Consider the following 19066-nt stretch of genomic DNA (forward strand, 5'->3'; position numbering starts at 1 on the left):
CATCCCGCGTGCCCTCGGTGAGGGCGGCAGGACGTGGCAGCGCTCCGGTCCGGAGCGTGGGGAGGCGGACGGACTATGGCGGCGAGCGCGGCGAGAGGACATCGTCGTGCGCCCAAGCGCAGAGGTCGGTCCCCGCTGCGGGCCGTCTCCCTGTTCGTCATAAGCACCGCGTTGGTCGTGGGCTCCGGCGTGGCCTTCGGTTACGCCACGCACCACTTCGGCAACCATCAGAGTGCGGACGACGCCAGCATCGTCCCTCCCCCGACCGGTCCGCTCGCCGGATCCACCGCCGACTCCGCGTCGGCCACCGACAACTCGGCCCCCGGCGCGCGGCCGGGCGCGGCCGCGCCCACCACCCCGCGCCCGGCGCCCAAGGCCACCGGCCCGGGCACGGTGACGACGCTGAACGTGCCGTCGGCGGACGACGACATGAAGACCCGGCCGGTCGACGTCTACCGCCCCGCGGTACCGGCGAACGTGGTGCTGCCGGTGGTCTACCTGCTGCACGGCGTGCCCGGCGAGCCGGACCGCATGATGGAGGCCGTCAAGGACGTGCTGGACCAGGCGTTCACCTCCGGTGCCGAGGCGCCGTTCATCGTGGCGGCGCCCACCGGCGGCGGCAACGCGCACAACGACACCGAGTGGGCGGACGCGCAGGACGGCAAGGACATGGTCGAGTCCTACCTGATCAAGAACGTGATACCGGCGGTGGAGGGCAACTCGCCCCGGCCGGCCAGCATGCGCGCGATAGTCGGCTTCTCGATGGGCGGCTACGGCGCGGCCAACCTCGCGCTGCGGCACCCGGACCTGTTCGACCAGTTCGTCTCGATGGCCGGGTACTTCCACGTCGACGACCCGGACGGGATGTTCGGCTCGGATCCCAAGGTGGAGGCCGCCAACACGCCGGACGACATGGTGCAGAAGGCGGCCGGCAAGCGGGTGATGCTGCTGGAGGACCAGGACGAGACGGACCCGTTGATCGAGGGTGAGGCCGCCGAGTTCGCACAGCGGCTGCACGACTGCGCCTGCGGCGTCGATCTGTCCTGGCACCTCGAGCCCGGCGGGCACTCCTACGACTTCGTCACCGGGTCCTTCCCGAAGGTGATCACGTTCCTGGATCAGGGCTTCACCGCGGGGACCACCGCCGCGCAGTCGCAGGCGCCGTCCCCCGCCGGCCCGAGCGCCACGCCCTCGGCCGGGGCGTCGTCGGCAGCGGCGGCCGGCGCCACCCCGTCCAGCGGGTGACGCCGAGGCCGGCGATGTTTCACGTGAAACATCGTCCCTGTGCGCTCAGTTCTGCTGCTTGGGCTGCGTCGAGGCGTCCTCGTCCAGGCCGAGCATCTGGCGCTCTTCCTTGCTGAGCCGTTCGGTGCCGGTGCGTTCGGCGGGCCCTGCGGCGCCTGCCGAGGCCGAGGCGGTCGGTGCCGGTGCCTGGGCCTGTGCCGGTGTCGGAGCGGCTGGAGCGGCCGGAGCGGCCGGGTTCTTGTCCACCGGTGCGGTCGTGGTGATCGCCGGTGCCCGGGAGGTCGTCGCGGCCGTGCCGTACGTGCTCTGATCCGCCGTGTTCGCCGCGGGCCGCTCGACCACCACGGTGCGTGTCGGCCGGCCGGCCATCATCAGGGAACCGATGATCATCAGCAGTCCGCCGCCGAACGCGTAGGCCACCCCGGTGCCGAGCCCGCGGTTGTCCGCCCCGGTGATGGTCAGCTCGCCGGCCGCCTGGCCCTGGCGCACCATCCACAGGATCGTGAAGCCGAGCGCGACCACGCCGGCGAAGCCCACCATGGCCCGGGAGCGCAGCAGCACGCCGGCCACCGCCAGCACCGCCATGACCAGGAAGACCAGGAAGACCGAGTCCATGACCCCGGACCCCGACGGCGTGATCCCGGACCCGAAGACCTCCCAGAACTTGTAGGTGCTCCCGTGCCGGTTGTTGTACCAGGCCCGCCAAGGACTGAAGAGCGTGGCCGCCGCGCCGATCAGCGCGAGGAGGCCGCCTAGGACGTTCCGCATGTTGCAGGCTCCTTCCACCGCCCCCACAGATCGACGGTAAGACGCCGGTCGGTACCGTGCACCTTGACGCAGCGCTCGCGGGGCCGTCCGGGCGCCATGATCGCCGAAACTTTTTTGTGAGGTTTCGCGCAGGTCAGAACCATTCAGCGCATCAAAGTTGAGCGCTGTCCGCGCAACCTTTTGACTTCGACCCACCGCACCGTGCATCATTGAGCGAACTCGACTCAACCTGCCGCGGGCCTTCCCCACGCAACACGCGACGCACAGCAGACACGTGGCAGCAACGAAACGTCTTTCGCGGAGGAACCCCCATGGCACGTCCGGTCGGCATCGACCTCGGGACGACGAACTCCGTCGTCTGCGTCCTGGAAGGTGGCGAGCCCACCGTCATCACCAACGCCGAGGGCTCGCGGACGACCCCGTCCGTGGTGGCCTTCGCCAAGAACGGCGAGGTGCTGGTCGGCGAGGTCGCCAAGCGCCAGGCCGTCACCAACGTGGAGCGCACCATCCGGTCGGTCAAGCGCCACATGGGCACCGACTGGAAGATCAACGTCGACGACAAGGCGTTCACGCCCCAGCAGATCTCGGCGTTCATCCTGCAGAAGCTCAAGCGGGACGCCGAGTCCTACCTCTCCGAGAAGGTCACCGACGCGGTCATCACCGTCCCGGCGTACTTCTCCGACTCCGAGCGCCAGGCCACCAAGGAGGCCGGCGAGATCGCGGGCCTGAACGTCCTGCGCATCGTCAACGAGCCCACCGCCGCGGCCCTGGCCTACGGCCTGGACAAGGGCGAGGGCGATCAGACCATCCTGGTCTTCGACCTCGGCGGCGGCACCTTCGACGTCTCGCTGCTGGAAGTCGGCAAGGACGACGACGGCTTCTCCACCATCGAGGTGAAGGCCACCAACGGCGACAACCACCTCGGTGGCGACGACTGGGACAACAAGGTCGTCGAGTGGCTGGTGACCCAGTTCAAGAACGCGCACGGCGTGGACCTGTCCAAGGACAAGATGGCCATGCAGCGGCTGCGCGAGGCCGGTGAGAAGGCGAAGATCGAGCTGTCCAGCTCCACCGAGACCTCGATCAACCTGCCCTACATCACCGCCAGCGCCGAGGGCCCGCTGCACCTGGACGAGAAGCTCACGCGCTCGCAGTTCCAGCAGCTGACCTCGGACCTCCTGGACCGCTGCAAGACCCCGTTCCACCAGGTGATCAAGGACGCCGGCGTCTCGCTGAGCGCGATCGAGCACGTGGTGCTGGTCGGCGGTTCCACCCGCATGCCGGCCGTGGCCGACCTGGTCCGCGAGCTGACCGGCGGCAAGGAGCCGAACAAGGGCGTCAACCCGGACGAGGTCGTGGCCGTCGGTGCCGCGCTTCAGGCCGGTGTGCTCAAGGGCGAGGTCAAGGACGTCCTGCTGCTCGACGTCACCCCGCTGTCCCTCGGTATCGAGACCAAGGGCGGCATCATGACCAAGCTGATCGAGAAGAACACCACGATCCCGACCAAGCGTTCGGAGACCTTCACCACGGCCGAGGACAACCAGCCGTCGGTGCAGATCCAGGTCTACCAGGGCGAGCGCGAGATCGCGGCGTACAACAAGCGGCTGGGCATGTTCGAGCTGACCGGCCTGCCGCCGGCGCCGCGCGGCCTGCCGCAGATCGAGGTCACCTTCGACATCGACGCCAACGGCATCGTCAACGTCTCGGCCAAGGACCTGGGCACCGGCAAGGTGCAGTCGATGGTCATCACCGGCGGCTCGGCGCTGCCGAAGGACGAGATCGACCGCATGATGCGCGAGGCCGAGCAGTACGCCGACGAGGACCACAACCGCCGCGAGGCCGCCGAGGTCCGCAACCAGGCCGAGTCTCTGGTCTACTCGACCGAGAAGTTCCTCAAGGACAACGAGGACAAGGTCCCGGGCGACGTGAAGTCCGAGGTCGAGGCCGCGATCAGCGAGACCAAGGAGGCTCTCAAGAGCGAGGACTCCGCCACCATCCGCTCGGCTTCGGAGAAGCTGGCGACCACCAGCCAGAAGCTCGGCGCCGCGCTCTACCAGCAGGCCCAGGCCTCTGGCGAGGCGGCCGGCGCGCCCGGCGGGGAGTCCGCCGGCGGCACCGGTGCCGGCCCGGAGCAGGACGACGTGGTGGACGCCGAGATCGTCGACGAGGGCAAGGGCGGCCAGGCCTGACGCAGGCCCGCCCCAGGTTCCACCTGACGAGCGAAGCACTACGGCTAGACGGGGCCGCGCGGGGCGCCGATCATCTGTGATGATCCGGCACCCGCGCGGCGCCACCCCCAGCGACACTGAAGCCTTCCCGACTGTGGGGAAGCGGCGGGTTCAGGAGGACCTTTCGTGAGCGACGAGTACGCGGCCGAGCCGGGAGGCGAGGGCGAACGCGCCAACCTCGCGGTGACCGAGCTGCTGGCCAAACTCGCCGAGCGGACCAATGAGCTGCAAGGTGTGCAGGCGGAGTTGGCCGAGCGCACCAACGACCTGCAGCGGCTGCAGGCCGAGTTCAGCAACTACAAGAAGCGCGTCGAGCGCGACCGGCAGGTGGTCAAGGAGACCGCGGTCGCCGGGGCGCTGTCGGAGCTGCTGCCGGTGCTGGACGACATCGGCCGGGCCCGCGAGCACGGCGAGTTGGAAGGCGGCTTCCGGCAGGTCGGCGAGGCGTTCGAGGCCGTGGTGGCCAAGCAGGGCCTGGCCCGCTTCGGCGCGGCCGGCGAGATCTTCGACCCGAACCTGCACGAGGCGCTGATGAGCACCACGTCCCCGGACGTCGACGAGGTGACCGTGGCGGTGCTGTTCCGCCCCGGCTACCGGATCGGCGAGCGGGTGGTCCGTCCGGCGCAGGTGCAGGTCGCCGAGCCCGGACCGGCCCCGGAGGCCGAGCCGGCCCCGGAGCCGGCCAAGCCGAAGCCCGGCCCCGCCGCGTCGGCCGCGAAGAGCGCGCCGAACAGCAGCGGGAACGGCGCCGGCACCAGCGGTGGCAGCGGCACCAGCGGCACCAGCGGCGGCGCCGGGAACAAGGCAGCGGCTGACGCGGCTGTGGAAGTCGACGACGACGACGATTCGGGGCTGTGAGCCCGGGCCGGCGACGAGGGCGACGCGTGAACGACATGGCACAACCCGGACGGGAGGCGTGGGTTTAGGTGGCCGTCAACAAGGACTACTACAAGATCCTCGGAGTCCCCAAGGACGCGCCGGCTGCCGACATCAAGAAGGCCTACCGGAAGCTGGCGCGTCAGTACCACCCGGACGCCAACAAGGGCGACTCGGCGTCGGAGGAGAAGTTCAAGGAGATCTCCGAGGCCTATGACGTCCTGTCCGACGACAAGCGGCGCAAGGAGTACGACGACTCGCGCTCGGTCTTCGGCAACGGCGGATTCCGGCCCCCCGGCGGCGGTGCCCCCGGCGGGTTCAACTTCGACCTCGGCGACCTGCTCGGCGGTCTGTTCAACCGCACCGGCGGCCCGACCACCGGCACCGGCACCACCGGCCGCACCACCCAGGCGCGGCGCGGGGCGGACGTGGAGTCGGAGGTGACGCTGAAGTTCAGCGATTCCATCGACGGCGCCACCGTCTCGCTCCGGCTGACCTCGGACACGCCGTGCTCGGCCTGTTCGGGCACCGGCGCCAAGGCCGGCACCACCCCGCGCGTGTGCCCGACCTGTTCGGGCACCGGCCAGGTGAGCCGGAACCAGGGCGGCTTCGCCTTCTCCGAACCCTGCCGGGACTGCAAGGGCCGCGGCCTGCTGGTCGACGACCCCTGCCCGGTGTGCCACGGCTCCGGCCGGGCCGCCAGTTCCCGGACGATCCAGGCCCGCATCCCGGCGGGGGTCCGCGACGGCCAGCGCATCCGGCTCAAGGGCAAGGGTGCCTCCGGCGAGCGCGGCGGCCCGGCCGGCGACCTGTATGTGGTGGTCCATGTGAGCCCGCACGCCGTCTTCGGACGTGAGGACGACAACCTGACCGTGACCGTGCCCGTCACCTTCCCGGAGGCGGTCCTCGGAGCGGAGATCCAGGTCCCGACCCTGGGCGGCATGCCGGTGACGGTGAAGCTGCCCGCCAACTCGCAGAACGGCCGGGTGCTGCGCGTGCGCGGCCGCGGCGTGGCGCGCAAGGACGGGACCAAGGGCGATCTGCTGGTGCGCTTCGAGATCGCGGTCCCGGCCGAGATCGGCGCCGACGCCCGCGCGGCGCTGGAGAAGTTCCAGGAGGCGACCGGCAACCACCACCCGCGGGCGGAGTTGCTGGACGCCGCGAAGGGAGAGTGACGGACGATGGCCAGGAATCCGTTCCTGCCGCTGACCGAGGAAACCCCGGTCTACGTGATCTCCGTGGCCGCTCAGCTGGCCGGGATGCACCCGCAGACCCTGCGCCAGTACGACCGGCTGGGCATCGTGTGCCCGGAGCGCACCGGCGGCGGTGGCCGCCGGTACTCCGCACGCGACATCGAAACCCTGCGCGAGGTGCAGCGCCTGTCCCAGGACGAGGGCGTGAACCTGGCCGGGATCAAGCGCATCCGCGAGCTCGAGGAGCAGGTCGCGGCGCTGTCCCGGCGGGTCGCCGAGCTCGAGGCCGTGACCCTCTACCCGACCGGGAAGAGCGCCGTCCCGGTCGCGTCGCCGGTGGCCCCGCCGGTCTCGCCGCTGCCGCCGGCCCCGCCGGGCTACCGCGGCGACCTGCTGCCGGCTCTGCCGGCCACGTTCACCACCGCCCTGGCGGTCTGGAAGCCCCAGGGCAAGTGAGCCTCGGCGGATGACCCGGGTTGGGTGACCCGGGTCGACCGAGCCGGGTCGACCGAGCCGGGTCAGGTGAGCGCGCGGCGCTCGGCAGAGCGCTGACAACTGAATGTTCGGGGGGCTTTTCTCTTGGAGGTTTCACAGTGGATTCGCAGAAGCTGACGACCAAGAGCCAGGAGGCCCTGAGCGTCGCGATCCGCGAGGCCACGCGCGCGGGCAACCCGCAGGTGGAGACGGTCCAGGTGCTGCTGGCCCTGCTCGGCCAGGTCGAGGGCACCACCCGGCCGCTGCTGGAGGCCGTCGGCGTGGACCGCGCCGCGCTCGGCAAGGCGGTCGAGGCCGCCGCCGAGCGCCTGCCGTCGGCCAGCGGCTCGACGGTCTCGGCACCCACCCTGGCGCGCAACACCCTCAACGCCCTGAACGCCGCCGGCGACGAGGCCCGCAAGCTCGACGACGAGTACGTCTCGACCGAGCACCTGCTGGTCGGCCTCGCGCTCGGCGACGACGGCACGGCCGAGCTGCTCAAGAAGGCCGGGGCCACTCCGCAGGCGCTGCGCGAGGCGTTCACCAAGGTACGCGGCTCGTCGCGGGTGACGTCGCAGGACCCGGAGGCCACCTACCAGGCCCTGGAGAAGTACGGCGTCGACCTGACCGCCTCGGCCCGCGACGGCAAGCTCGACCCGGTGATCGGCCGCGACGCCGAGATCCGCCGGGTGGTGCAGGTGCTCTCGCGCCGGACCAAGAACAACCCGGTGCTGATCGGCGAGCCCGGCGTCGGCAAGACCGCCGTCGTCGAGGGCCTGGCCCAACGCATCATCGCCGGCGACGTGCCGGAGAGCCTGCGCGACAAGCGCCTGGTGTCCCTGGACCTGGGCGCGATGGTGGCCGGCGCGAAGTACCGCGGCGAGTTCGAGGAGCGCCTGAAGGCCGTCCTGGCCGACATCAAGGACTCCGACGGCCAGGTCATCACCTTCATCGACGAGCTGCACACCGTGGTCGGCGCCGGCGCGACCGGCGACTCGGCGATGGACGCCGGCAACATGCTCAAGCCCATGCTGGCCCGCGGCGAGCTGCGGATGGTCGGCGCGACCACGCTGGACGAGTACCGCGAGCGCATCGAGAAGGACCCCGCGCTGGAGCGCCGCTTCCAGCAGGTCCTGGTCGACGAGCCGACGGTCGAGGACACCATCGCGATCCTGCGCGGCCTCAAGGGCCGCTACGAGGCGCACCACAAGGTCGCCATCTCCGACACCGCGCTGGTCGCCGCGGCCACGCTCTCGCACCGCTACATCACCTCCCGCTTCCTGCCGGACAAGGCCATCGACCTGATCGACGAGGCCGCCTCCCGGCTGCGCATGGAGATCGACTCCCGTCCGGTGGAGATCGACGAGCTTCAGCGCGCCGTGGACCGGATGAAGATGGAGGAGCTGGCGCTGGCCAAGGAGCACGACCCGGCCTCCCGCGACCGGCTGGCCCGGTTGCGCCTGGACCTGGCCGACCGGCAGGAGCAGCTCAACGCCCTGAACGTGCGCTGGGAGCAGGAGAAGGGCGGCCTGAACCGGGTCGGCGAGCTCAAGCAGCGGCTGGACGCGATGAAGTCGCAGGTCGAGCTGGCGCAGCGGTCCGGCGACTTCGAGACCGCCTCCCGGCTGCTCTACGCCGAGATCCCGGCGGTCGAGGCCGAACTGGCCACCGCCTCCACCTCGGTGGACGAGGCCGAGACGGTCGCGCCGATGGTGAAGGAGGAGGTCGGCCCGGACGACATCGCCGAGGTGGTCGGCGCCTGGACCGGGATCCCGGCCGGCCGGCTGCTGGAGGGCGAGTCCGAGAAGCTGCTGCACATGGAGGAGCGGCTCGGCGAACGGCTGATCGGCCAGGTCGAGGCGGTGGCCGCGGTTTCCGACGCGGTCCGGCGGGCCCGCGCCGGCGTCTCCGACCCGGACCGCCCGACCGGCTCGTTCCTGTTCCTCGGCCCCACCGGCGTCGGCAAGACCGAGCTGGCCAAGGCGCTGGCGGACTTCCTGTTCGACGACGAGCACGCGATGGTGCGCATCGACATGTCGGAGTACTCCGAGAAGCACTCGGTGGCCCGGCTGGTCGGCGCCCCTCCCGGCTACGTCGGCTACGAGGAGGGCGGCCAGCTGACCGAGGCCGTGCGCCGCCGGCCGTACTCGGTGGTGCTGCTCGACGAGGTCGAGAAGGCGCACCCGGAGATCTTCGACGTGCTGCTGCAGGTCCTGGACGATGGCCGGCTCACCGACGGCCAGGGCCGGACCGTGGACTTCCGCAACACGATCCTGATCCTCACCTCCAACCTGGGCACCGCCGGCTTCGACCTGACCGTCGACGAGGCCCTGGACCCGGCGCAGGCCCGGCTGGACCGTCGTCAGCGGGTGGACAGCGCGGTGCGCGCGGCGTTCAAGCCGGAGTTCCTGAACCGGCTGGACGCGCAGGTGGTCTTCGACCCGCTGGGCACGACCGAGCTCGCCCGCATCGTCGGCATCCAGGTCGGCAAGCTGGCCAAGCGCCTGGCCGACCGCCGGCTGCTGCTGGAGGTCACCCCGGGCGCGAGCGACTGGCTGGCGATCGCCGGCTACGAGCCGGCCTTCGGGGCCCGTCCGCTGCGCCGTCTGGTGCAGTCCGCGATCGGCGATCCGCTGGCCCGCAAGCTGCTGGCCGGCGAGATCCGGGACGGCGACACGGTGCGGGTGGACGTGGACGTCGAGAACGACGCGCTGGTCATCACCTCGCAGTCGCCGCAGTCACCTCAGCCGTCGCAGTCGTGATGGAGATGATCGAACGTCGGAGGTGCGTCTAGCGTGGTGTCTGTGCCTGTTGCCGCCGCTCTGCCGATCGTCACCGCCACCCGGTACGTGACCCCGCTCCGCGAGGGCGGTTCGCTGCCCGGACTGGTCGAGGCCTCGGACCTCGGGACGTACGTGGTGAAGTTCCGCTCGGCGGGCCAGGGCCGCAAGGCCCTGGTCGCCGAGGTGATCGCCGGGGAACTGGCGCGGTCCCTGGGCCTGCCGGTGCCGGCGCTGGTCGGGATCGAGCTGGATCCGGTCATCGGCGCGGCCGAGCCCGACCAGGAGATCCAGGAGCTCCTCAAGGGGAGCAAGGGCCTGAACCTCGGTATGGACTATCTGCCGGGGTCGCTGGGATACGACCCCTTGGCGTTTCCCGTGGAGTCCGAACTCGCCAGCCGCATCGTGTGGTTCGACGCGCTGGTGCGCAACGTGGACCGGTCGTGGCGGAACCCGAACCTGCTGCTGTGGCACCGCAAGCTCTATCTGATCGACCACGGCGCCTCGCTGATCTTCCACCACAACTGGCCCGGCGCGCAGAAGGGTGCACTGGCTCCCTTTGACGCGGGCGACCATGTGCTCGCCTCTTATGCGAAGGACATGCCGGGTGCCGACGCGGCCCTCGCACCGCTCGTCACGGAGGAACTGCTGCGCTCCGTCGTGGCGGTCGTACCGGACGAGTGGCTGGCCGACGAGCCCGGATTCGAGTCCGCGGACGCGGTGCGCGACGCGTACGTCAGCTATCTGCTGACCCGTGTCATCGGACCGCGCGATTGGTTTCCACAGCTTGTGGATAGTTCCGCGCAGGAAGCCGCGCGGTCTGTGCAGAGCTCCGATCTCAAGGCGCGCCTGAAGGCGAAGCACCCGAACTGGATGCAGGGACGGGTGAAGTGAGCGTTCAGCCCTACGAGTACTCGGTACTGCGCGCCGTTCCCCGCGTCGAGCGCGGGGAGTACGTCAACGTCGGCGTGGTTCTCTACTGCCAGCAGCTCGACTTCCTGGGATGCGCCACGCAGGTGGACACCGTGCGGGTGCGTGCGCTGGATCCCACAGCGGACGTCGAGGGGATCGAGGCACTGCTCGGCGCCGTCTCGAAGGTCTGCTGCGGCGGACCGGACTCCGGCCCCGCCGGCCAGGACGCGCTGGGCCGGCGGTTCCGGTGGTTGATCGCGCCGCGTTCCACGGTGGTGCAGCCCGGTCCGGTGCACACCGGCCTTACTGCTGATCCCGCGGCCGCTCTGGATCGGTTGGCAGGCTCAGTCCTCGGCTGCTGACGCCTTCGCCGCCTTAGCCGCCGTGGCCGCCTGTGCGGCCGCGCCTCCCGGACCGGTCAGTCGCGACGACGCCTCGGCCCCGCGCTTCTCGATGTCCGCGATCATCTCGCGGTCCGCACGCGCGGCGGCTCTGGCGTTCGCCTTCTCCACCACCACGGGCAGCATCCCGTGGATACGGCGCAGGTGGTTCACCCATGAGGGAACGCATATAACGCGGCTGCGCTTAGCGATTCCCTCCGTAACCGCCTCCCCGACCTTCTCCAGGGGATACACACGGGATGCGGGTCCGGGCGCGCTCTTACGGAACTTGCCCAGGACCGGATGCGCGTCCGCGCTCGTCACCAGATCGGTCTTGATCCACGAGAAGTACGCGACACCGACGTCCACACCGAGGTGCTTCACTTCGGCGCGCAGGCTGTCGCCGAACGCCTCGGCACCGGCCTTGGACGCCGTATAGGCGGCCAACGCAGGGGGATGGATGAGCGCTGCCGCAGAGGACACCACGAGTACGTAACCTTTGCGCTCGATGACATGAGGCAGCGCGGTGCGGACCGTCCGCCAGACGCCGAGCAGGTTGATCTCGATGGTGCGCTCGAATGCCGCCGGGTCGATGGAGCGGATGAATCCGGTCGGTGCGACACCGGCGTTGGCCACCACCACGTCGATGCCGCCGTAGTGCCCGACGATGCCGTCGATCGCGGTGCCGAGCTGCTCCCAGGACGTCACGTCCGCGTCCCACGCGGTCGCGTCGGGGCCGCAGGACTCCGCGGTCTTGCGCAGTTCCTCGGGCTCCAGCCCGATCAGTGCGACCTTAGCCCCGCGTCGCGCCAACCGGCGCGCGGCGTCCGCGCCGATCCCGCGCGCCGCGCCGGTGATGACCACGACTTTCCCGCTGACGCCTTGCGGTCCCCAGGTTCCCATGCCCGAACCCTACCGCCGGTAACTTACTGGGCGGTAGGGGTGCGGTGGGGGCGGTTAGCCGCTGGTTTGCTGGCCCATGTCGTTCACGCAGTACATCGGGATCGGATAGTAGGCCGACGTGCCGTACTGGTTGACCGTGGCGACCTGGATACAGGTGTTGTCGCCCGCCGGGAACTGATACGAGTAGCTGGTGCCGTCGACCGCGACGGTCTGGTCGGTCGGCGGGGGCGGGTTGAGTCCGCTGGTGGTGGTGGAGCTGTAGGTGTAGTGGAGTTTGTAGCTCGTCGCGTCGGAGTGCGCTTTCCACGAGATGTTGATCGTCGGCTCGCCGAACCAGTTCGGGATCAGGACCGTGATGTCGCCGGCACCCATCGGCCCGGGCGGGTTGTGGGCCGGCTGCGGCGGAGGCGCGGCGGTGGTCTTGTGCGTCGAGGGGTGGCTGGCCGGCTGCGACGCCGTGGAGGTGCCCTGAGAGGTGCCCGGGTTGTTCGGGCCGCTGTCGTTGACCGTCACCGTGACCGCTACCGAGCTGCCCTGAGTCGGAGCCGTGCTGCCGTTGCCGGGCTTCACCTGGCCGACCGGCCCGTTCGAAGTCGGAGACGGCTTGCCGCTTGCGGAAGCCTGTCCGCTGTCGCTGGAGGACCCGGGGGTGGCCGGGAACGAGCCGCCGGCCGACTGGCTTCCGGACAGCGAGCCGCCTGTCTGCGGACTGCCGGCCGCCGAGTTCCCCGGGCCGCCACTGCTGCCCTCGACGATGGCGATGCCGGTCAGGATGACCGCGGCGGCCGCGGCGCCGGAGATCACGGCGATCCGCCTGCCGCCGCGCTTCGGCGCGAGGGCCACGGTCGGCGAGTCGGCTGACTCGTTCGCGGTCACCGGCAGTCCGACGCCGAGGGGCGGCTGCTGCCACACCACTCCGGGGAGCGGCTGCCAGGCGATCTCGCCGAACAGATCGATGATCTGCTGGGGCGTGGGGCGGTTCTCGGCTTCCTTGGCCAGACAGCCTTCGATGAGTCGACGCAGGACGTCGTCGTTCTCGGCGACGCCGCTGAGGTCCGGCTCGTTGTTGACCACGCGGTGCAGGATCGCCAGCGGTGCGCCGTCGCCGAACGCGAGTCGGCCGGTAGCGGCGAACACCAGCAGTGAACCCAGGGCGAACACGTCGGAGGCGGCCTCTACAGAGCGTCCGTCGGCTTGCTCAGGGGACATATACGCGGGTGTGCCGAGAGTCTGGCCGGTGTTGGTCAGCAGGGAGGCATCCAGTGCGCGGGCCACCCCGAAGTCGATGACTTTGGGACCGTCCGGACCGAGCAGTACGTTCGCCGGCTTGAGGTCGCGGTGCACGACCTCTGCGGCGTGAATGACTTGCAGCGCCTGTGCGATCGCCACCGCCAAGGCGCGAAGCCGTGCATCGTCGAAACCGCCGCCCTGATCGATCGCGTCCTGCAGTGTCGGGCCGGGCACGTATTCGGTGGCCAGCCACGGCCGTGCGCCCTCGGTCTCCGCGTTGTAGATCTCCGCGATACGTGGGGAGTGGATGCGTTCGGCGACTTGCAGCTCTCGCGCGAACCGCTTGCGGAACGCCGGGATCTCGGCCAGATCGGAGCGGACCATCTTGACGGCCGCCTGGCGGCCGTCGGCGTCGGTGCCGAGGAACACCCGGCCCATGGCACCCGATCCGAGCTGGGTGACGAGCAGATACGGCCCGACCCGGTCGGTCGCTGCGGCATCCCCCCTATGTACATTGCCGTTCACATTCAACGTGCAGCCTCCCCTGTACGGCGTCCCGGCCATTATGGGGCAGCAGGTTGATGTGCCGTACCCCGGTCCTCAGCGCAGGCGGCGGTCGTTCAGAACAGGCAACGCGCTCCGTGTCCGCGCGACCAGTGCCGGATCCACATCCACCCGCAGAACCTCTTCACCGGTACCCGCTTCGGCCACGACATTCCCCCAGGGATCGATGACGACGGAACGTCCCCCCAGAGCGACCCCTCCGTTCGTCCCCACACAGTTCGTGGCGAAGACGAACACCTGGTCCTCGATCGCGCGGGCCTTGAGCAACACCCGCCAATGCTCGATCCGCTTCTCGGGCCACGCCGAGCAGACCACCAGGTGCTCCATGCCCTCGTCCAGGAGTCCCCGGAACAGCTCGGGGAAACGGATGTCATAACACGTAGCCAGTCCCAGTGTTCCCCATGGAGAGGGAACGGTGACGAGTTCCTCTCCGGCGCCCATCAGGGTCGCCTCGCCCTCGCTGAAGCCGAACCGGTGGATCTTGCGGTATTGAGCCTGCACACCGTCCGGGCCGCGGAAGACCGCGGTGTTGTAGAGAGTCCCGTCAGACGCGCGCTCTACATAGGAACCGAAGTGCAGCCACATCTCCGGGCCCGCACCGTCTTGTGTCCGGACCTTCTCCAGAGCGGCGATCGGCCGGCTGTCGGCGATCGGCTCGGCGTGACCGGTCCAGTTCTTGTAGTCGAAGCCGCCCGCGACCCAGAGCTCGGGCAGGATCACCAGCTCCGCCCCGGTCTCCCGCTCGGCCTCGACCAGCTTCACCGCACGGTTCCAGCGGTCCTCGGGTGCTTCCGTGTCGTCGACGACAAGCTGCATGAGGGATACGCGCATACTGCCGATCGTGCCAGAGGGGCACCGGTTCTGAGAACCGGTGCCCCTCTGTGTCAGACCACAACCCGCATGAGACCGCTGTAGGGATCCCTGTCGGGATTCCTCAGGCGATCAGCTCCAGGCCAGCGCGGTCAGCGGATCGGCCAGCACCGCACCGACGTCCCGCAGCACCTTCGAGCCCAGCTCGCCGTCGACCAGGCGGTGGTCGAAGGACAGCGCCAGCGTGGTCACCTGACGCGGCTTCACCTTGCCCTTGTGCATCCACGGCTGCTCCCGCACCGCGCCGAACGCCAGGATCGACGCCTCGCCGGGGTTCAGGATCGGGGTGCCGGTGTCCACGCCGAACACGCCGACGTTGGTGATCGTCGCCGTGGCGCCGCTCATGTCGGCCAGCGAGGTCTTGCCCTCGCGCGCCACGTCGGTGAGCTTGTTGAGCGCGCGGCCCAGCTCCACCAGCGGCAGCAGGTCCGCGCCCTTGACGTTCGGCACCAGCAGGCCGCGCGGCGTGGCCGCCGCGATGCCCAGGGTGACGTGGTCGAAGTACACGATCTCGCCGTTGGCCTCGTCCCAGCGCGCGTTGATCTCCGGGTTCCGCGCCATCGCCACCAGGAACGCCTTGGCGACCAGCAGCAGCGGCGACACCCGCACGCCCTTGAAGTCCGGCATCTCCTTCAGACGCTGCACGAACTTCATGGTCGGGGTGACGTCGACCGTCAGGAACTCGGTGACGTGCGGCGCGGTGAACGCCGACTGCACCATCGCCGCGGCGGTCGCCTTGCGCACGCCCTTGATCGGGACGCGGCGCTCGCCGTTGACGAAGGGCGCGGCGGCAGCCGGGGCGGCCTCGCCGGCGGCGGCCGGCGCGGTCTGCGTCCCGGAGGCGGCCGCGTGCACGTCGTCCCGGGTCACCGTGCCGTTGGCGCCCGTCGGGACCACCAGCGCCAGGTCGATGCCGAGGTCCTTGGCGAGCTTGCGGACCGGCGGCTTGGCCAGCGGCTTGGCGCCGATCGGCGCGGCCGGACCGGCCGGAGCCACCGGAGCAGCGGGCACGCTCGTGGTCGCGACCCGGACCGCCGGAGCGGCCTGCTCCGGCGCCGCGGACTGGCCGTAGTACGCGGGGGCCGGGACGTCGTCGACGACCGGCTCCTCGCGGACCGCGGCGCCCATGACGTCGGCCGCGGACGGCGCCGCGCCGGAGGCCTTGCGCGGACGGCGGCTGGAAGCGGCCTGCTTTACGCCGTAGCCGACCAGGACGGCCTCGCGCTTGTCGCCGTTCGTGCCCGAGCCGGCCGGCGCGGCCTTGGCCTCGGCGGTGGCCGCGACGCCGGCGGTCATGTCGTCCCGGCCGCCGGCCGCCGGAGCGCTCGGAGCGCTCGGCGTGCTCGGGTCGAGGTCGATCCCGATGATCGGGGTGCCGACGTCGACCGTCTGCCCCTCGTCCACCAGCAGCTCGACGACCTTGCCGGCCCACGGCGAGGGCAGCTCGACGGCGGCCTTCGCGGTCTCGATCTCGACCAGGATCTGGTTGACCGTGACCAGGTCGCCGACCTTGACCGACCAGGCCAGGATCTCGGCCTCGGTCAGACCCTCGCCGACGTCCGGGAGGTTGAATCTCTTGATCTCACCCATGTGTGCTCCCAGATCCCTTAGAACGCGAACGCGCGGTCGACGGCGTCCAGCACTCGGTCCAGGTCCGGCAGGAACTCCTCCTCGACCCGCGACGGCGGGTAGGGGGTGTGCGGGGCGCCGACGCGCAGGACCGGTGCCTCCAGGGAGTAGAAGCACTTCTCGGTGACCTTCGCGGCGATCTCCGCACCCATGCCCAGGAAGACCGAGGCTTCGTGCACGGTGATCAGGCGGCCGGTCTTGCGGACCGAGGCGTACACCGGCTCCAGGTCGAGCGGGGACAGCGTGCGCAGGTCGATGACCTCCAGCGAGCGGCCCTCGTCGGCAGCCGCCGCGGCGGCCTCCAGACAGGTCTTCACCATCGGGCCGTAGGCGACCAGCGTCGCGTCCGTGCCCGGGCGCACCACGCGGGAGGCGTAGAGCGGGTACGGCGTGGCGGTCGGGTCCAGCTCGGCCTTGTCCCAGTACCGGCGCTTGGGCTCGAAGAAGATCACCGGGTCGTCGGAGGCGATGGCCTGCTGGATCATCCAGTAGGCCTCCACCGGGTTGGACGCGGCGACCACACGCAGGCCGGCGGTCATGGCGAAGTACGCCTCGGGGGACTCCGAGTGGTGCTCGACCGCGCCGATGCCGCCGCCGAACGGGATCCGGATCACGATCGGCATGCTGACCTTGCCCAGCGCCCGGGCCCGCATCTTGGCGACCTGGGTGACGATCTGGTCGAAGGCCGGGTAGACGAACCCGTCGAACTGGATCTCCACCACCGGCCGGTAGCCGGCCAGCGCCAGGCCGACCGCGGTGCCCACGATGCCGGACTCGGCCAGCGGGGTGTCCACGACCCGCGCTTCCCCGAAGTCCTTCTGCAGGCCGTCGGTGACGCGGAAGACGCCGCCGAGCTTGCCGATGTCCTCGCCCATGAGCAGGACCTTCGGGTCGTCCTCCAGGGCCCGCCGCAGGCCCAGGTTGATGCCCTTGCTGAGGGAGATCTGCTGTGTCTTGGTAGTCGACTCTGACATGTCAGTGAGCACCCTCGAAAGATTCCCAGTAAGCCCCGTACTCTGCGCGCTCCTCGTCCATCAGGGGGTGCGGCTCGGCGTAGACGTGGTCGAAGATCGAGATCGGCTGCGGGTCCGTCATGGCCACGCAGCGGGCCCGGATGTCCGCGGCGACCGCGTCCGCCTCGTCGTCGACCTCCTTGAAGAACGCCTCGTCGGCGTTCTTGCTGTTCTCCAGGAAGGCGCGCATGCGCATGATCGGGTCCTTGGCCTTCCACTCCTCCAACTCGTCCGCACTGCGGTAGCGCGTCGGGTCGTCGGTGGTGGTGTGCGCACCCATGCGGTAGGTGAAGGCTTCGACCAGCATCGGGCCGTTGCCGCTGCGCGCGTGCTCCAGGGCGGCGCGCGTGACGGCCAGGCAGGCCAGGACGTCGTTGCCGTCCACCCGCACGCCCGGGAAACCGAAGCCGGCGGCGCGCTGGTACAGCGGGACGCGGAACTGGCGCTCGTTGGGCTCGGAGATGGCCCACTGGTTGTTCTGGCAGAAGAACACCACCGGCGCGTTGTTCACGCTGGCGAAGACGAACGCCTCGTTGACGTCGCCCTGGGAGGACGCACCGTCGCCGAAGTAGGCGATCACCGCCCCCTCACGGCCGTCGCGCTGCATGCCCATGGCGTAGCCGGTGGCGTGCAGCGTCTGCGAGCCGATCACGATCGTGTAGAGGTGGAAGTTCTTCTCGTTCGGGTCCCAGCCGCCGTTGTTCACGCCGCGGAACATCCCGAGCAGGTTCACCGGGTCCACGTCGCGGCACCACGCCACGCCGTGCTCGCGGTAGGTGGGGAAGGCATAGTCCTCGGCGGTCTGCGCGCGGCCGGAGCCGACCTGCGCGGCCTCCTGGCCCAGCAGCGGGGCCCACAGCCCCAGCTCGCCCTGGCGCTGCAGCGCCGTGCCTTCGGCATCGATGCGGCGGACCAGGACCATGTCCCGGTACAGGCCGCGGTACTCCTCGGGCGTCAGGTCGATCGAGTACTCGGGGTGCTCGACCAGATCCCCTTCGGGCGTCAGTAGCTGCACGAGGTCGGGGTTCGTGGCCCCGGCCTTCTTCTTAGCAGCGGTCTTGCCACCCGCGCCCTTGCGTGAGGTCACCACTACATGTCTCCTCTACACGTATCTCAAACGGACGTACGGCGGGGTCGCCGCCGCGGCCAGCGAGGTGCGACGCCGGCCGCGGAGTTCGTGGTCGGGGTGTGACGTGGATCCCCCTCGGCCGTGCAGAGGCCACGTTACAGGGCGGAATGCGTGCGCGACGCCCCGCACCAAAGACGCGAAAGCTCCTGAGTATGGCTATGTTGTCGGTGTGCACTCTGATGCGGTCAAGTCGGGTATAACGGACTCGATCCGGGTCTTCCTGCTGGACGACCACGAGTTGGTGCGGCGCGGAGTGGGCGAACTTCTGAGCGCCGAACCCGACATCGAGGTGGTCGGTCAGGCTGGCAGTGTGGCGCAGGCGCTGGCCGCCGCCGAGGCGGCCCGGCCGGACGTCGCCCTGCTGGACGTGCGGCTTCCCGACGGATCGGGCATCGAGGTGTGCCGCGAGCTGAAGTCGCGGGTGCCGGGTCTGGGCTGCCTGATGCTGACGTCGTTCTCGGACGACGACGCGTTGTTCGGCGCGATCATGGCCGGTGCGGCGGGCTACGTCCTGAAGGACATCCGGGGCTCCGCGCTCGTCGACGCGGTCCGGACGGTGGCGCGCGGGGGTTCGTTGCTCGACCCGACCGCCACCGAGCACCTTCTGAGCCGGCTGCGCGTGGGGATTGTGTCGGGGGAGGCCGACCGGGAGGACGCGGCGAGCAAACTGGCGTCCCTCACGGTGTCCGAGAAGCGGATTCTCGAGCTGATCGCCGAGGGTCTCACCAACCGGCAGATCGGCGAGCGCCTGAACCTGGCCGAGAAGACGGTGAAGAACTACGTCACCGGGATCCTGGCGAAGCTGGCCATGCAGCGGCGTACGCAGGCTGCTGCGTTCGCTGTGCGGCATCTCCCTGGGCGTTCGCAGTAGC

General features: G+C 70.2%; 16 protein-coding genes. 9 read left to right on the plus strand and 7 right to left on the minus strand.

The features are described 5' to 3' along the window. The first annotated feature begins 75 nt into the window (after positions 1-75). On the plus strand, positions 76-1245 hold the full coding sequence (locus tag ABH920_RS01835) for an alpha/beta hydrolase (protein WP_370346013.1): 1170 nt from the start codon (positions 76-78) through the stop codon (positions 1243-1245). A gap of 45 nt (positions 1246-1290) precedes the next feature. Here ABH920_RS01835 and ABH920_RS01840 read toward each other — a convergent pair whose 3' ends face one another. Next, positions 1291-2013, minus strand: a complete 723-nt coding sequence (locus ABH920_RS01840) for a hypothetical protein (protein ID WP_370346015.1) — start codon at positions 2011-2013, stop codon at positions 1291-1293. Positions 2014-2324: 311 nt separating this feature from the next. Here ABH920_RS01840 and dnaK point away from each other — a divergent pair, with 311 nt between their 5' ends. From dnaK to ABH920_RS01875, 7 genes are all read left to right on the plus strand, one after another. Then, complete coding sequence (gene dnaK, locus ABH920_RS01845) at positions 2325-4202, plus strand: molecular chaperone DnaK (protein WP_370346017.1); 1878 nt, start codon at positions 2325-2327, stop codon at positions 4200-4202. Positions 4203-4367: 165 nt separating this feature from the next. Then, the gene (gene grpE / locus ABH920_RS01850; RefSeq protein WP_370346020.1) at positions 4368-5099 is read left to right on the plus strand and encodes a nucleotide exchange factor GrpE; all 732 of its coding nucleotides are present in this window, start codon (positions 4368-4370) and stop codon (positions 5097-5099) included. A 68-nt stretch (positions 5100-5167) separates the two neighbouring features. Then, positions 5168-6292: a molecular chaperone DnaJ gene (gene dnaJ, locus ABH920_RS01855; RefSeq protein ID WP_370346022.1), complete on the plus strand. Its 1125-nt coding sequence runs from the start codon at positions 5168-5170 to the stop codon at positions 6290-6292. Positions 6293-6298: 6 nt separating this feature from the next. Then, on the plus strand, positions 6299-6766 hold the full coding sequence (locus tag ABH920_RS01860; protein WP_370346024.1) for a heat shock protein transcriptional repressor HspR: 468 nt from the start codon (positions 6299-6301) through the stop codon (positions 6764-6766). A gap of 137 nt (positions 6767-6903) precedes the next feature. After that, entirely contained in the window at positions 6904-9546 is a 2643-nt protein-coding gene (clpB, locus tag ABH920_RS01865; RefSeq protein ID WP_370346026.1) for an ATP-dependent chaperone ClpB, read from the plus strand. Between the two features lie 36 nt (positions 9547-9582). Continuing rightward, positions 9583-10458 carry a HipA family kinase gene (locus tag ABH920_RS01870; RefSeq protein ID WP_370346028.1) on the plus strand — a complete coding sequence of 292 codons (876 nt, stop codon included), beginning with the start codon at positions 9583-9585 and terminating at the stop codon, positions 10456-10458. Next, positions 10455-10838 (plus strand): DUF3037 domain-containing protein, encoded by a 384-nt coding sequence (locus ABH920_RS01875; RefSeq protein WP_370346030.1) that lies wholly within the window; start codon positions 10455-10457, stop codon positions 10836-10838. Before ABH920_RS01870 ends, ABH920_RS01875 begins: the two co-directional genes overlap by 4 nt. On the opposite strand, the gene ABH920_RS01880 is transcribed toward ABH920_RS01875, so the two are convergent. The 6 genes from ABH920_RS01880 to pdhA all read right to left on the minus strand — a co-directional run bounded on the left by ABH920_RS01880 (position 10821) and on the right by pdhA (position 18155). Then, positions 10821-11759 carry an SDR family oxidoreductase gene (locus tag ABH920_RS01880; RefSeq protein ID WP_370346032.1) on the minus strand — a complete coding sequence of 313 codons (939 nt, stop codon included), beginning with the start codon at positions 11757-11759 and terminating at the stop codon, positions 10821-10823. The genes ABH920_RS01875 and ABH920_RS01880 overlap by 18 nt on opposite strands. A 54-nt stretch (positions 11760-11813) precedes the next feature. Further along, complete coding sequence (locus ABH920_RS01885) at positions 11814-13514, minus strand: serine/threonine protein kinase (protein WP_370346034.1); 1701 nt, start codon at positions 13512-13514, stop codon at positions 11814-11816. 75 nt (positions 13515-13589) lie between these two features. Next, positions 13590-14384: a carbon-nitrogen family hydrolase gene (locus tag ABH920_RS01890; protein ID WP_370346036.1), complete on the minus strand. Its 795-nt coding sequence runs from the start codon at positions 14382-14384 to the stop codon at positions 13590-13592. A gap of 111 nt (positions 14385-14495) precedes the next feature. Beyond that, a complete protein-coding gene (locus ABH920_RS01895; protein ID WP_370346038.1) occupies positions 14496-16013 on the minus strand; it encodes a dihydrolipoamide acetyltransferase family protein in 1518 nt (505 codons plus the stop codon). A 17-nt stretch (positions 16014-16030) separates the two neighbouring features. Beyond that, a complete protein-coding gene (locus tag ABH920_RS01900; RefSeq protein WP_370346040.1) occupies positions 16031-17026 on the minus strand; it encodes an alpha-ketoacid dehydrogenase subunit beta in 996 nt (331 codons plus the stop codon). 1 nt (position 17027) lies between these two features. Beyond that, positions 17028-18155, minus strand: coding sequence for a pyruvate dehydrogenase (acetyl-transferring) E1 component subunit alpha (gene pdhA, locus ABH920_RS01905; protein ID WP_370346042.1), 1128 nt, complete (start codon positions 18153-18155; stop codon positions 17028-17030). 208 nt (positions 18156-18363) lie between these two features. Here pdhA and ABH920_RS01910 point away from each other — a divergent pair, with 208 nt between their 5' ends. Continuing rightward, a complete protein-coding gene (locus ABH920_RS01910; RefSeq protein ID WP_370346044.1) occupies positions 18364-19065 on the plus strand; it encodes a response regulator in 702 nt (233 codons plus the stop codon). Position 19066 lies beyond the last annotated feature (1 nt).

This window comes from Catenulispora sp. EB89, from assembly GCF_041261445.1.
Classification (GTDB): Bacteria; Actinomycetota; Actinomycetes; order Streptomycetales; family Catenulisporaceae; genus Catenulispora.

Excerpts from the sequence above, each read along its gene's own strand:
- ABH920_RS01835 (WP_370346013.1), top strand. The coding sequence starts at position 76 with ATGGCGGCGAGCGCGGCGAGAGGACATCGTCGTGCGCCCAAGCGCAGA.
- ABH920_RS01840 (WP_370346015.1), bottom strand. The coding sequence starts at position 2,013 with ATGCGGAACGTCCTAGGCGGCCTCCTCGCGCTGATCGGCGCGGCGGCC.
- dnaK (WP_370346017.1), top strand. The coding sequence starts at position 2,325 with ATGGCACGTCCGGTCGGCATCGACCTCGGGACGACGAACTCCGTCGTC.
- ABH920_RS01860 (WP_370346024.1), top strand. The coding sequence starts at position 6,299 with ATGGCCAGGAATCCGTTCCTGCCGCTGACCGAGGAAACCCCGGTCTAC.
- ABH920_RS01880 (WP_370346032.1), bottom strand. The coding sequence starts at position 11,759 with ATGGGAACCTGGGGACCGCAAGGCGTCAGCGGGAAAGTCGTGGTCATC.
- ABH920_RS01890 (WP_370346036.1), bottom strand. The coding sequence starts at position 14,384 with ATGCGCGTATCCCTCATGCAGCTTGTCGTCGACGACACGGAAGCACCC.
- ABH920_RS01895 (WP_370346038.1), bottom strand. The coding sequence starts at position 16,013 with ATGGGTGAGATCAAGAGATTCAACCTCCCGGACGTCGGCGAGGGTCTG.
- ABH920_RS01900 (WP_370346040.1), bottom strand. The coding sequence starts at position 17,026 with ATGTCAGAGTCGACTACCAAGACACAGCAGATCTCCCTCAGCAAGGGC.